The organism is Blautia hominis, from assembly GCA_002270465.1.
Classification (GTDB): Bacteria; Bacillota; Clostridia; order Lachnospirales; family Lachnospiraceae; genus Blautia; species Blautia hominis.
This window is the reverse complement of sequence record NQOF01000001.1, coordinates 771,350-786,209: the sequence shown is the minus strand read 5'-3', so window position 1 is coordinate 786,209 and position 14,860 is coordinate 771,350. Positions and strand designations below refer to the sequence as shown.

Below are 14,860 nucleotides of genomic sequence, written 5' to 3'. Positions count from 1 at the left end.
AGGAGAGAGTATGCAGGATTTTATTAAGATAAACAGGGAAGATATGGCAGCAGTTGCTTTGAAACCGCTGGAAAAAGGGACATCCATAACCGTGGACCATACGGAGATCACACTTCTTGAAGATATTCCCCAGGGGCATAAATTTGCCCTCTGTGATATTGTAAAGGGAACTCCTGTGGTTAAATACGGCGCCACCATAGGTTACGCAAAAGAAGATATTTTGAAGGGGAACTGGATTCATGTCCACAATCTGAAAACTTCACTGGGTGAGGTGCTGGAGTACCGGTACGAACCGGTTCCGCTCAAAGGGCTGACGGGCAAAAAAGCTTCTTTTATGGGATACAGGCGTACCGACGGCACCGTGGGGGTACGGAATGAACTTTGGATCCTTCCTACAGTGGGATGTGTCTCGTCTGTGGCAAAGGCCATAGAGCAGGAAGCCAAAAAGCGGTTCCCTCTTGGGAATGTGGAGGAAATTGTGGCATTTGCCCATCCTTACGGCTGCTCCCAGATGGGGGATGATCAGGAAAATACAAGAAAAGTTCTGGCTGATATGATCCATCATCCAAATGCGGGAGGAGTTCTTGTACTGGGGCTTGGCTGTGAAAACTGTAACATTCCTGTTTTAAAAGAATATATCGGCGCGTATGATGAGGACCGGGTGAAATTTTTACAATGCCAGGATACGGAGGATGAGATAGAGGAAGCACTGGCTTTGCTTGGAGATCTCTACAAAAATGCAGATAAATGTGTCAGAGAAGAATGTGATGCAGGGGAATTGATCATCGGCATGAAATGCGGCGGTTCAGACGGCCTGTCAGGCATCACGGCAAATCCGGTGGTGGGAGCTTTTTCTGACCTTCTCATCTCAAAAGGGGGAACAACCATACTCACGGAGGTTCCGGAGATGTTTGGAGCGGAAACCATCCTTATGAACCGATGCGAAAACAGAGAAGTATTTGAAAAGACCGTTCATCTCATCAATGATTTCAAGGACTATTTCACAAGCCATAACCAGACGATCTATGAAAATCCGTCCCCTGGAAATAAAAAAGGAGGAATCTCCACACTGGAAGACAAGTCTCTTGGCTGTACCCAGAAATCCGGCTCTGCACCTGTGACGGATGTATTAAAATACACTGAGCGGGTCAGGAAAAAAGGGCTGAACCTTTTGTCAGCACCGGGGAATGATCTGGTTGCATCCACCGCATTGGCGGTTTCAGGAGCGCAGATCGTATTATTCACGACCGGAAGAGGAACACCGTTTGCATCTCTTGTTCCCACTGTAAAGATTTCTTCTAATTCCGGATTGTCTGCTTACAAAACAAACTGGATTGATTTTAATGCGGGCAGGATGGTGGAGGATAAGACGAAAGAGGAACTGGCAGAAGAATTATTCTGTTATATTATAGAGGTGGCATCCGGAAAAAAAGTCAAAGCGGAAACAGCAGGGTATCATGACATTGCAATCTTCAAACAGGGTGTAACTCTGTAGTAAGAATATCGTAACTATTCAGTAGGTCTGCGCATTCACTGCGCTGACCGTAAGAAAGTGTACCACGGCCAAGCAAAAATCCCATCGCCAAAGGCGATTCTGCATGGATTTTTGCCTGTAACTGTGAGGGTACTGAACAGTTACAGAATATCTATGTACATAAGAAAAAAGATAGTGTATACTTTTCAGTAAAACAGCGGCAGCAGAAGCGTATTGTGCAGAGGATCGGAATTGGCAGATGATCCTGCGTGCCGGAAAAGAAAGAACAGGACAGTGGACAGATATGAGCAAGGTATTGATCATTGAGGATGACGAAATATTAAATGCGGGCCTCTGCTTTCACCTTCAAAGAAAGGATATTGAAGTGGAACCTGCGTATACACTGACAGAGGCGGAGGAATATTTAAAAGGACATGAGCCGGATCTGATCCTTTTGGATGTGAATCTGCCGGATGGGAACGGGTTTGAGTTTGCCAGGAAAGTGCTCACAAAACAGTCCGCTGCCTTTGTTTTTTTGACAGCCCACAATCTGGATGATGATGTGATCCAGGGACTGCAGCTTGGAGCGGATGATTATATCACCAAGCCATTCAGCATCCGAGTGGTGGTGGAGAAGATACAGACTATTTTGCGGCGGTGTACCAAGACGGAGGAGACTTCCCGTGTATATACCTGCAATAACCTGGAGGTGGATTTTGAGAAAAGAACAGTCAGCAGGGACGGACAGATACTGACACTGACGCCCACGGAATTCAGTCTGCTGGAGCTTTTCTGCAGAAATCCAAACCGGATCTTGTCAAAGGAGATACTGCTTGAAAAGATCTGGGATGACAGGGGGAATTATGTGAATGACCACGCACTGACATTAAATATCAGCAGACTGAGAGGTAAGCTGGAGGATGGGGAGAACAGCTACATAAAAACCGTGTATGGCATGGGCTATGAATGGATGGGAGGCTGCAGATAATATGAAAAAAATCGTCGGGGCTGTTCTCATAGCGATCCATTTTCTGGCGGTGTGCGGGGGGAGCTTTTTTCTCTTCCTGCAGCCAGTTCCGTTTGAAACAAAGCTGGTTCTATGGGCGGTGCTGTGGGGATTGTGGGCTGCCGGTATGGGCAGCTTTCTTTACTATAGAAAGCAGTATGTGGATCATTGCAGGCAGGTGTGTTTTTATGCCCAGGAAATTATGAAAGGGAATCCTTGTGCCGGTGTGCAGAATCAGGAGACTCTGACCTCCAAAATGGTCATGGAAATTCAGAAAACAGGGGAGATCCTGGAAGCCAGGGCCAGTACAGCGGAAAAGGAGAAAGCAGAGACCCAGCAGATGGTATCGGACATCACCCACCAGTTGAAAACCCCCATAACCAACATAAAGATGTACGGGGATACCCTCTGTGAGGAAACGCTGTCCAGGGAAGAGGAACGTCAGTTTATTCAGATCATTGGGCAGCAGATCAAAAAACTGGAATTTCTCATTGACTCTCTGGCTAAGATGTCACGCCTTGAGAGCAAAATGATGCATATGCATCCTGATAACTGCAAGATGATCCATACCGTAACACAGGCTGTAAATACAGTAAGATCCAGGGCAGAGGAGAAGGGGATCGAACTGCAGGTAAACGTCAGGCCAACGCTGGAGGTCAGCCATGACAGTAAATGGACCGCAGAAGCTTTGGGCAATATCCTGGACAATGCAGTGAAATATACGGACAGCGGCGGGAAAATATCCGTAAATGCCCAAAACCTGGAAATGTATGTTGTGATCTCTGTAAGTGACAATGGAATGGGTATAGATCCCAGACATTACAACCAGGTTTTCCAGAGGTTTTACCGGGAGGCAAAGGCAGCGAAAACAGAGGGCCTGGGTATCGGATTATACCTGGCCAGGCAGATCATCACTTTGCAGGGCGGATACATCAAAGTAAGATCAAATGAGGGACAAGGCACAAAATTCCAGATATTTCTTCCGAAAAAGGCGGCGTGAGGCCGCCTTTTCTGTATGGTCGGGCGGTGTTTTGGGCGGATACACATGGGATGCGGAAAGATATCAATATTGGTACTATTGATACAGGATATTGATACCGGATTGAGAGAATAGACGGCTATAATGGATTTATAAGAAGAAAGGGGAACGGATTATGAATATATTACAGACAAGAAATCTCACAAAGTATTACGGAAAAGAGCCGCTCTTGGTAAAAGCTCTTGACGGTATCAGTATGGAAATCGAGCAGGGGAGTTTTACTGCCATTGTAGGCCGGTCCGGTTCAGGCAAGAGTACACTTCTGCATATGCTGGGAGGGCTGGACTGCCCCACAGGAGGCAGTGTGATGGTGGACGGACAGGAGTTAAGCGGGCTTGACAGCAATGAACTGACCATTTTCAGGCGCCGTAAGATTGGATTTGTTTTTCAGAATTTTAATCTGATGCCAAATCTGAATGTGTATGACAATATCGTCCTGCCCATAGAGCTGGACGGACGCGGTGCGGATGAAGATTACGTGAAGGAGATCGTAACGGTCCTGGGACTTGAGGATAAACTGAAGAGAAAACCGGGAAAGCTCTCCGGCGGGCAGCAGCAGAGGGTGGCCATTGCCAGGGCATTGATCACAAAGCCGGCTATCATACTGGCAGATGAGCCAACAGGAAACCTGGATACCCAGACAAGCCAGGAGGTGCTGGGGCTGTTTCAGGCAGCCGGTAAAAAATTCCATCAGACACTTGTCATGATCACTCACAATGAGGAGATCGCCCAGGTGGCGGACAGGACCATCCGGATCGAGGATGGAAAGATTGTTGAGAGTGGGTGGTCTTCATGAGCATTGACAAAAATAATAACAGAGGTGTGGTGTGGAGAGTTGCCGGGAGTAACTTAATGGGGAATAAACTCCACAGTTTTTTTACGGTCCTGACCATTATCCTGGCCGTGAGTCTCATAAGCGGTCTGGCTATGGTCCAGAAATCAGGCGAGAAAGAAAAACAGCGGATACTGGATACCATGCAGCAGGTCATGTATATGAATATCACGGACCGGCAGATGGAGGGTCTGGCCGGTGACCGGCAGACAGAGCTGCTGGTGCCCTATAAAGAGGGCGGTGAGATCAAGGAAAGCGGAGTAAAGATGTATCCGTTCTATATAGAGAGCCGCAGCAGCGGAATTGTCACTTTCACTCCCCAGGATGGGAAAGTGCCGGAACAGGAAAATGAGATTGCTGTGGATATCCAGCTTTTAAAAGCCCTGGGAAAAGAGGTGAAAATAGGGACAGAGCTGGAACTGTCCTTTGCGGAGGGAGAGCAGGAGACCTTTGTAGTCTGCGGTCTCATGGACCGGGGCAGTGAGATGAGCAAATATCCTGTCTACGTGTCAAAAGCATATGCAGACAGAGGCGCAGGGCTTTGGGATATCCCGTATACAGCCCTGGTTAAGATAGTCGGTGCAGGTGATATGCAGATATCCGAGTTCGCAGGGGCGGTGGATGCCCTTGCTGTCAGATATGGAATCGAGAGAAACCAGATCAATGTAAACGGGAACTTTGAATACTCCCTTCAGAAAAGCAGCATGACGCTTTTGATCGTCATGGTAGGGATCATCGTATTGTTTGCCGCTGCAGTGGTTATCTACAGTATTTTCTATCTGTCTGTGACAGGCCGGATCCAGCAGATTGGGCAGCTCAGAACCATAGGTATGACTAAAAAACAGATCAAGCGGATGATCCGCAGGGAGGGGCTTATGCTCAGCGCCATTGCCATTCCTGTGGGGATAGGGATAGGAAATGTGTTCGCATATTTTATCAAGCCTGATGGCTGGGATGTGAAAAACTGTCTGCTCACTGCCTGTGCCTGTGCCGCCTTTGGAATACTCTCGGTTCTCTTTTCCGTAGGAAAGCCCGCGAAGATGGCAGGAAGTGTTTCCCCTGTGGAAGCGGTAAGATACGCTGGGGATGACCGTGATACAGAGGGGAAGGACAGACCGCACAAGAGACTGTCAGCGTGGACGCTGGCAAAGAGCAGCCGGAACAGCAACAGGAAAAAGGGTGTCCTGACCACCGTGTCGCTGGCAATAGGAGGCGTATTGTTCATGGTGGGCGCAGCTTACATGGCAGCATGGGATACGGATGAATATTCCAGAATGGGAGAATTTGAGGACTGGGAATATATTGTGGACTATGCATACGATGCCCATGGCAATGCGCAGAAGTATGGAATCACGGACCTGCAGAGACAGGGAACCCTGGATGACCGGCTAAAGGAGCAGCTGGAACACATCCCCAATGTAAGAGCAGTTCTGAGAGAGATCACTACCCAGGCAATTATCCGGGATGGAGACAAAGAGGTCCTGGTAAATGTATATCCTGTGACAGAGGAAAATAAAGAAAGGCTGGACTCCTTGCTGGATGAAGGAAGCACAGACACGCTAAAGGATGATGCTGTCATTATAGTGAATAACAAAATGATGAGATCCATCTTCGATATATCTCTGGATATGGGGAAGAAAGTAGGGGTAGAGTGGTATAACGGCAGTGTTCAGCAGCGTGAAGTGCAGATTACAGGTGTACGGGAAAGCAGTGACGTGGACAGGAAGCTGGAAGACGGCATATATATTACGGAAAAAGCCATGGATGAAATGTGGTCCGGTATGAACAAGACTTCCTCCTTTCTTGTAACCGCAGAGGATTTCCGGAAAAACGGGGAAACCATCGAAGCCAATATACTGGACATCTTGGATGAGCATAAAAACTTGAGACTTCGGACTCTGAGAGAGAAAAAGATTGATGATGAAGCACAGATAAAAAATCTGAATACACAGATTTACGGCCTTACCGTTTTTATCATCATATTCAGTATTTTTAATATGATCAACACCAACATCAGCAGTATTACTGCCAGAAGGAGAGAATTTGCCATGCTGGAATCCATTGGGATGGAGAAACGGCAGATCATGAAAATGCTCTGTATTGAAAATATTTACCTGGCAATACCGAATATTCTGATCACGTTTGCTGCCGGCGGCCTGGCTGGGTTTGGTACGGTGTGGGCATTCAGAAAATTTGCAGGTGCCGCCTATATGCATTATCAGTTTCCTGTGGCAGAATACTGTATTTATGCGGTGTGTATGCTGCTGGTGCCCATGCTGATCACGGCCATCTGCCTGAACATGCAGAACAAAGATCCTCTGGTTACGAGGATCAATTACACAGATTAGAGTACCGCTTTGACATAGATAAATGAAAAGAAAATGACACATTAGGTTATGAGCCTCATACATTACTCTATTTTATCGCCGCCTGGGATTTCTTATAATAGTAACAAACAGAGGGTTCCGGAACGCCGCCTGTAAGTCCATAGCAAATAAAGGAGATAAGGTATGAGGTTAAAAAGAATAAGTGCGGTTTTACTGGCAGCGGCTGCAGCGGCAGCACTGGCGGCCTGTGGGCAGGATGCTGACAGTCAGAAGAAAGAGAGCAGCGGCAAAGCAGAGGAAAAAAGTGACAAAGTGCTGTCAGTCATGACATGGGATGACAATCAGGCAAAAGGCCTTCAGAAGATCTTGGATGATTTTACGAAAGAGACGGGGATCAAGGCGGAGACAGGCGTAGTTAAATGGGATGAATACTGGACCATGCTGGATGCAGGAGCCAGGGGAGGCACACTCCCGGATGTGTTCTGGATGCACTCCAATGAGGCGGAACGGTATATGACCAATGGGCTGCTTCTGGATCTGACAGACAAGATAGAAGGCAGCGACAAGATTGACCTTGCCAACTACCCGGAGGATATTGTAGAATTATATAACAATGATGATAAGCAGTACGCAGTGCCAAAGGATGTGGATACCATTGCCCTGTGGTATAATAAGAAAATGTTTGATGAGGCAGGGGTGGAGTATCCCACGGCTGAGTGGACCTGGGATGATGTGTTTGAAGCAGCGAAAAAGCTCACAAAAGAGGACGGCAGCCAATACGGCCTTGCCATGCGAAATGACAACAATCAGGCAGGCTATTACAATATGATCTATGACAATGACGGCTATATTATCTCTGAGGATAAGAAGAAATCAGGCTGGGATGACCCAAAGACCATTGAGGCTATGGAGATGCTGGAGAGCTGGATCCAGGCAGGTGTCATGCCATCTCTGGAAACCATGTCGGAAAATGGGGAGGACGTATTGTTCCAATCCGGTAAAATTGCCATGACCTTCCAGGGTTCCTGGATGCTTGCTTATTTCAAGGACAATGAATATACAGCCGAAAATTGCGACTGTGTGGAACTTCCCATGGATGCGGAGACCGGAAAAAGAGTGTCCATCTATAACGGACTGGGCTGGGCAGCCGCCGCAAACGGAGAAAACACAGAGGATGCCTGGAAACTGATCGAGTACCTGGGATCAAAAGAAGCCCAGATCAAACAGGCAGAGCTTGGAGTCACCATGTCCGCCTATAAAGGAACCTCAGATGCATGGGCAAACTCTGCTGATTTTAATCTGGAGGCTTATCTGCATATGATGGATGATATGGTCATCCGTCCATACTCCAAGACTACAGTAGCCTGGGAGAACAAGGCAAATGAGATCTTAAAGGAAGTTTACGCAGGAGACAAAACCATGGCAGATGCCTGCAGGGAGATCGCGGGATTTATGAATGAGTCCCTGGCAGAAGAATAAGTATAGAAAGAGGTAAGAGGCATGGCTTTGCTTCAAGTTGATTTTTTTTCCGAGGTGCTGGGAATGTGCACAAAGATGTCCGTGATCCTGCCGCAGAGGACCAGCAGGCAGATTGGCATGACAGGTGCAGTGAAGGATGGGAAATACCCCGCCGTTTTCCTGCTGCACGGTATGACCGATGATCATACCACATGGTGCAGGCGGACTTCCATAGAGCGCTATGTCAGTGAACTGGGAGTTGCCGTTATCATGCCCGAAGTACAGTTGGGCTGGTATACGGATACAAAGTACGGAATGCGGTACCAGACTTTTATATGCAGAGAGCTTCCCGGCATCTGCCGGGAATTTTTCCCTAATATCTCTGACAGAAAAGAAGACATCCTGGCAGCAGGTGTGTCCATGGGCGGTTATGGGGCGTGGAAAGCAGCTCTTGAGGGCAATGAGAATTTTGGAGCGGCAGCAGCTCTGTCCGGTGCTTTGGATATTGCGGCCAGCCTGGAAAGACACAGGAAGGAAAATCCCAGGGAGCAGGAGTTCTGGAATGGGATCTTCGGAAGCCGGGAGTCTGTGAAAGGTTCCTCCAATGACCTGTGGGAACTGGCAGGCAGAAGAAAAGCATCCGGCAGCCCCATGCCAAGGCTCTATGCGTGGTGCGGCAGGCAGGATTTTCTCTATGAGGACAATCTGCATACCTGGGCGCACATGAGAGATCTGGGAATTGAGGTGACCGCCAGGGAGTCGGAGGGGAACCATACCTGGGACTGCTGGGACATGCAGATTCAGGATGTACTGCAATGGTGGCTTGACAGATAGGAGGAATTATGGAGCATGATCCGGGGACGAATTTAAGGTTTAAAGCTTTTTTGGATAATGAAAGCCAGGATTCCGTGGAGCTGGCACTGAATTACTGCGGCATTGAGGAGTGCAGGCCGGGTTATCACCACAGTCCCCCAAAACGCTCCATTTATCTGATCCACATTATCCTGAAAGGGAAGGGGACACTGGAGATCGGGGACCAGACCTTTCAGCTTGGGGCAAATGACGCGTTTTTGATACCGCCATACATAAAAGGCAGCTACAGGGCAGACAGGGAGGAGCCATGGGTTTACATGTGGATAGGCTTCTCCGGTCTGAAAGCCTATGAATGTCTCACACAGGCAGGATTTGGACAGCAGAGGTTAGTCAGACAGGTGACATGCACAAAACACCTTCATGAGATCATCCGAAAGATGCTGGAAATACCGCAGCTTACCCTGGTCAATGAACTGAGAAGAAACAGCATGATGCAGTGGTTTTTGTCTGAACTGATCCAGGAGTACCAGACGCTCCACAAAACTCCGGACACATATCCCTATTCCATGGGGGCGTACGTCAGCTACGCAAAGGGGTTTCTGGTGGAGAATTACAACAAGAAAGTCAGGGTAAATGAGTTGGCGGACCAGATAGGCATCAACAGAAGCTATCTGGCAAAGAGTTTTAAGAAAATGCTGGGCTGTTCCCCTCAGCAGTTCCTTGTAAACCTGCGCATGGAGAAAGCGGTGGCTATGCTGAAGAACACAGAGTTTCCCGTGAATCAGATCGCGGCGGAGGTGGGATATGAAAATCCCCTGACATTTTCCAAAATATTTAAGCAGAGATACGGGATCAGCCCGAAAAATTACAGGGCATCCGCCGCCACCTTTCCAACGGCACAGGATGATCGTGTGGAATAAGCAGAAGACAGGACTGCGCATAAACGGAAAGGTTTATGCGCAGTCCTTTTCGTCTATCTGTGTACATAGTATAGTTTCAAAACATTGTCGCCTTTGCATAGATCAAGGCAGCAGGCAGAGGCACCCACATATCTCCAGCAGGGGATACGCCGGACGCACCGGCATACAGGGATCTTTGTGCAGGCACTGACATTTTCCACCAATTTGTCAGGGCAGATGCGTCTGCCCGTACGGCGGTCCAGGTACTGGATCACATAACTTGCAAAACCGTCTTGTACTTCAATGGATGCATTGTCATAGAGAAGACCGCTTGGGGTTTCCAGAACGGCAAAATCAGGAATGATGTGGTCACAGCAGTCTGTTTTATACTGGAAAGTAAATTCTCGGACGCTGTTGGCAGGGACGGTCAGGTTTTCTGCCAGAATCCGCCGGTCTGTGCTGTGTATGGCTTCTTCCAAAGTGGCCGCGCCTGCCGCCTCGTAGAGCAGAGGGAAGGCGGCCTCGGAATCTGTGTGGTTTCCCACTGCAACGCGATAGAAAGCTGTTTGGCAGGCAGGGATCTTCAGAGATTTATATTTGGTATTTTCCGGGGAAATGCCCACGAATTTTTCCACTGTATAGGCAGGGCAGCAGGATACAACAGGGGTCTGGAAATAGAGGCTGTGGGGCGGATCGCTGTAGGTAAGGTCACTGTTGTCCGCTGTGAGATGGCTGGGCTCTGAATAGGAAGCATAGGTTTCCCCGTCATTGTCTGTATGCAGATGGGTTCCGTACGCGGAACCTTTGCCTTTTATCTCATACATTAAGCGTACTTTGGCCTGGCTGTCAGAGGATGCAATGGGGAAGGGCACTGCCCCCAGGTCAACAGTGATGACACCGCCTGCCACATTTCCATCGCTGACATCCGGCAGAAGCGCCGGTTTTTGATATACGGTATAATCCGGGGCTGAGGGGTCTGTAATGTCAGGGGCACTTTTGGATTTCAGCTTTATGCCGTCCTGTGTGCCGCTGATGCGGAGCGAACCCGGGACATAGTCAAAAAGAGCGGTATTGATGGTATCCGTGATCGTGACGCGAAGGCTTCCGGTCAGGACCAGAAGATTTTTAACAAGACGCTCCAGCTCCTCAATGATGGGATTTTCGGAACCGTTCTCCGCTGCCTCATGCAGATAGGAGCCTGTGGTGGCAATGGTGCGCATGATATCCAGAACGTCCTCCTTTGTATACGGACCGGGGGTCTGTGCGCCGATTTCTATACCCAGTACGAATACGGATGCATTGCCGTCTTTTGAGTCCTTGAGTTTTTCCGATATCTGCCAGGCGCGCTGAAGGGCAAGTATCAATTCATCGTAAGTGGCGGAACGGTTTCCAATCTCAGAGATCAGATTCGGCAGTGTCTGCTGCAGATACATAAAGTATCTCCAGGGGCCGCCGGGAATGTCAGGGAAAAAGTGGCTGTCCACGCTGTCAGGCTGTGCGTAGATTTGGGAATATGCAGGGTTTACGGAACGGTTGGCCTGGCCGTCCGTTATGAGGATCACAGCCCTTCTCAGAATATCCTCCGACTGGGCAAAGCCCGGTGTCTTAAAAAAGTTGTAGGCCTCCATAAGCCCTGCCTCCGTGTTGGTATCCTCGCCGTATGGGATTGCCCAGATCAGGTTATCCAGGATCGTATTGTTTTGGTACCCATTGTCATGCATGCTGTAGGGGAGCTGGGCCGGGGTCAGTTCTCTATTGTCTGCCACGGCTTCTATAAAATTCCCGGTATAAGCCTGAGGGTCCTGCGCATATACGGAGGCCAGATAATCCTCCAGAACGGTGTCCGGTTTTGGGCTGCCGTCAGCATTATAAATATCAGAATACCGGATCTTATAATAATTGTAATAATTATAAAGGCTCAGTTCCGCACTGGCAGCGATCGGTCCAGAACTCTGCATGTAAGCCGGGATATCTGTGGCAGACACATAGCTGCCGTTCCGGTAGCCCAGAATCTGTCCGATCATGTTGCCGCCGGTAGTGGAGCGTCTCCAGGTGAACAAGGTGCCCAGATAATTATAGGAAAGGCCGCCCTCCGGTTGGGGAATGTAGGCATCCCGGGCGAAGGGGATGATAGTGATCACCGTTTCCCTGTTTTTTTGCCAGAGCATTTCTATGGTCTGTATCAGCGCTCTTTTGGCAAGTGCCATTTTCCGGCTCCCCCCTGACATCATGCTGGCTGTCACGTCCAGCACAAATATAATATCCAGGGAGTGAGGCGGATAGTAAGAATACATCAGCGGGTTTCCCTCTATATCAAGGGTGACCGTGCCGGTACAGCCGCCCACGGCACCTTTTGAAATGCGAAGCCGGTCAGAAAAGTGCAGATTTCCACCGGAACCCACATTTTCGCCTGCATCGTATACGACAGTTTCTCCGGAGGAGATCCAGTAATCGGATTCCCGGGGATCATCGGTAGGACGGATCATGTCATATCCGCCTATAAATTCAGGGTTTTGTTGTCCCGGCCCCTGGAAGGGACAGGGAATTTTGTTTTCAGACATAGCAATACCTCCAATCAATTTAGTATATTAGAGCAAAAGGAGTTATGTACCAAAATTTAAAGACAACCGTGTAAAACTTATGGTTCAAACCTTGATTTGCCCTATATATTGTGGTAATATAAAAATCGTTGACTAAATCTGGATAAGGAGCGATGTTATGACAATAGAAGAGTGGCTAGGTGAGGAGAACCAGCTTGGAATGGATATCTGGGCAAAGAAATACTGCTGTGAAAACGAGGATTTCGAGGCCTGGCTTACAAGAATCAGCGGGGGAAATGAAGAGATTGGAGCGTATATCAGACAGAAGAAATTCCTGTTTGGCGGAAGGATTCTCTCAAACAGAGGTCTTCAAAAACAGAACAGAAAAGTGACATACTCTAACTGTTATGTTATTGCACCCCCTGAGGATGAGATAGAAAGTATTTTTGACTGTGCAAAAAAACTGGCGCGCACCTACAGTTATGGCGGCGGATGCGGCATTGATATATCAAAGTTAAGTCCCAGGGGAGCAAAGATCAACAATGCGGCCAAGGAGACCAGCGGCTCTGTGTCTTTTATGGAGCTGTATTCTTTGGTCACTTCTCTGATCGGGCAGAACGGAAGGCGCGGGGCGCTGATGATCTCCATTGACTGTTCCCACCCGGATGTACAGGAGTTCATTGACCTGAAGACAGACCTGGACAAAGTGACAAAGGCAAATATCTCCATCCGTATCCATGAGGATTTTATGGAAGCGGTAAAGGAAAATAAGGATTATCTTCTGCACTACACCAGGGAAGTGACGGGGGAAGTGATCGAGAAGACTGTAAATGCCAGGGAGCTGTTCAGAAGGATCGCGGAGACGAACTGGGATTATGCAGAGCCGGGTGCGCTGTTCTGGGACCGCATCACAGGCTGGAATCTGTTAAGTAATACGGAGGATTTTGTCTATGCCGGTGTAAATCCATGTGCCGAGGAACCGCTCCCGGCAGGGGGAAGCTGTCTGTTGGGAAGTGTGAATCTGGCGGAATTTGTTGAGAATGCGTTTACAGACACAGCCTTCTTTGATTTTGACAGCTTTAAGAATTGTGTCCAGGCATCTGTAAATGCGCTGAATGAGGTTCTGGAAGAAGGTCTGCCCCTGCATCCTTTGGACGAGCAGAGAAAGAGCGTGGAAAAATGGCGCCAGATTGGGCTTGGTATCATGGGGCTTGCGGATGCGCTTATTAAGCTGGGTATCACCTATGGGGAGGCTGAAGCTGTGGAGATGTGTGACAAGATTGGATTTGCCATGGCAGATGCAGCCATTGCAGCCTCCGCGAAGCTTGCCAGGGACAAGGGCGCTTTTCCGGCCTGCTGTGTGGACGAGATCATGGAGACACCGTATTTTACGGCGAACACCACAGAGAAGACAAGAGGCCTTGTGAGCAAATACGGCCTGCGTAATTCACAGCTTCTGACCATAGCCCCAACGGGAACTCTGTCCACCATGCTGGGGATTTCCGGGGGGATTGAGCCTGTGTATGCCAATTATTATGAGCGGAAAACAGAATCCCTGCACGGAACGGATGTCTATTACAAGGTGTACACTAAGATTGTGGAAAACTATATGAAGCAGTTTGAAATAAAGGATGACAAATCCCTGCCGGAATATTTTGTCACAGCCATGACACTGGATTACCGTCAGAGGATTGATATGCAGTCTGTATGGCAAAAGCATATTGACGCGTCCATAAGCTCCACGGTGAATGTGCCGGGCAGCTTTACTGTGGAGGAGACGGAGAGCCTGTATCTTTACGCCTATGAGAGCGGATTAAAAGGAATCACCATCTTCCGTGACGGCTGCAGGCGGACCGGGATCCTGAACACGAAGGAGACCAAGAAAGTGGCTGCGGGAGAAGGGCTGAAGAGAGGCGATATCATCCTGGTCACAGACGACGTGGTGGGCAAAAAGCGTAAACTCATTACCGGATGCGGAAGCCTTCACTGCATCGCGCTGTTTGACCCCCATACAGGCGCGCTTTTGGAAACTTATCTGAGCAAAGGCTCCACAGGAGGCTGCAACAACTTCATGGTTGGGCTTTCCAGAATGATCTCCATCAGTGCCAGAGGCGGGATTGATATTGAGACCATTGTGGACCAGCTCAATTCCAGCGGTTCCTGCCCCTCCTACACAGCGCGCCGGGTGACCAGAAAGGATACCAGCAAAGGAGCGTGCTGTCCCATGGCGGTGGGAAATGCCTTGATGGATATGTATAATGAAATGCAGGCAGAACTTGCCCAGAGGAAAAAAGAGGAAGGCAGCCATTCACACAAGAAGGCCCCAAAAGCCAAAGCTGTGACCGAAGCGGAGACAGAGAGAATGTACTGCCCGGAGTGCGGCGAACCCCTCGTCTTTGAGGAGGGCTGCAATATCTGTAAGAGCTGTGGGTGGAGTAAATGCCATTAAGTATTTACGGGCTATGATCCAGA

Annotated in this window: 10 protein-coding genes; 9 read left to right on the top strand and 1 reads right to left on the bottom strand. The window is 48.8% G+C overall.

All coding sequences use genetic code 11. The annotated features are described in order from the left end of the window. Positions 1–10 precede the first annotated feature (10 nt). The 8 genes from CI595_RS03600 to CI595_RS03565 all read left to right on the top strand — a co-directional run bounded on the left by CI595_RS03600 (position 11) and on the right by CI595_RS03565 (position 9,869). Positions 11–1,495 carry a UxaA family hydrolase gene (locus tag CI595_RS03600; protein ID WP_095171781.1) on the top strand — a complete coding sequence of 495 codons (1,485 nt, stop codon included), beginning with the start codon at positions 11–13 and terminating at the stop codon, positions 1,493–1,495. Between the two features lie 283 nt (positions 1,496–1,778). After that, on the top strand, positions 1,779–2,462 hold the full coding sequence (locus CI595_RS03595; protein ID WP_095172372.1) for a response regulator transcription factor: 684 nt from the start codon (positions 1,779–1,781) through the stop codon (positions 2,460–2,462). Between the two features lies 1 nt (position 2,463). Next, a complete protein-coding gene (locus CI595_RS03590) occupies positions 2,464–3,480 on the top strand; it encodes a sensor histidine kinase (RefSeq protein ID WP_162291794.1) in 1,017 nt (338 codons plus the stop codon). Between the two features lie 154 nt (positions 3,481–3,634). Continuing rightward, the gene (locus CI595_RS03585; RefSeq protein ID WP_095171777.1) at positions 3,635–4,315 is read left to right on the top strand and encodes an ABC transporter ATP-binding protein; all 681 of its coding nucleotides are present in this window, start codon (positions 3,635–3,637) and stop codon (positions 4,313–4,315) included. Next, positions 4,312–6,699 carry an ABC transporter permease gene (locus CI595_RS03580; protein ID WP_095171775.1) on the top strand — a complete coding sequence of 796 codons (2,388 nt, stop codon included), beginning with the start codon at positions 4,312–4,314 and terminating at the stop codon, positions 6,697–6,699. Before CI595_RS03585 ends, CI595_RS03580 begins: the two co-directional genes overlap by 4 nt. A gap of 162 nt (positions 6,700–6,861) precedes the next feature. Beyond that, positions 6,862–8,157 carry an ABC transporter substrate-binding protein gene (locus CI595_RS03575; protein WP_095171772.1) on the top strand — a complete coding sequence of 432 codons (1,296 nt, stop codon included), beginning with the start codon at positions 6,862–6,864 and terminating at the stop codon, positions 8,155–8,157. 21 nt (positions 8,158–8,178) lie between these two features. Continuing rightward, positions 8,179–8,970, top strand: coding sequence for an alpha/beta hydrolase (locus CI595_RS03570; protein WP_095171770.1), 792 nt, complete (start codon positions 8,179–8,181; stop codon positions 8,968–8,970). Between the two features lie 8 nt (positions 8,971–8,978). Further along, positions 8,979–9,869 (top strand): AraC family transcriptional regulator, encoded by an 891-nt coding sequence (locus CI595_RS03565; RefSeq protein ID WP_095171768.1) that lies wholly within the window; start codon positions 8,979–8,981, stop codon positions 9,867–9,869. A gap of 53 nt (positions 9,870–9,922) precedes the next feature. Here the strand turns inward: CI595_RS03565 and CI595_RS03560 are convergent, their stop codons facing one another. Next, positions 9,923–12,409: a vWA domain-containing protein gene (locus CI595_RS03560; protein WP_095171766.1), complete on the bottom strand. Its 2,487-nt coding sequence runs from the start codon at positions 12,407–12,409 to the stop codon at positions 9,923–9,925. A gap of 157 nt (positions 12,410–12,566) precedes the next feature. On the opposite strand from CI595_RS03560, the gene CI595_RS03555 reads away from it, so the two are divergent. Continuing rightward, the gene (locus CI595_RS03555; RefSeq protein ID WP_095171764.1) at positions 12,567–14,837 is read left to right on the top strand and encodes an adenosylcobalamin-dependent ribonucleoside-diphosphate reductase; all 2,271 of its coding nucleotides are present in this window, start codon (positions 12,567–12,569) and stop codon (positions 14,835–14,837) included. Positions 14,838–14,860 lie beyond the last annotated feature (23 nt).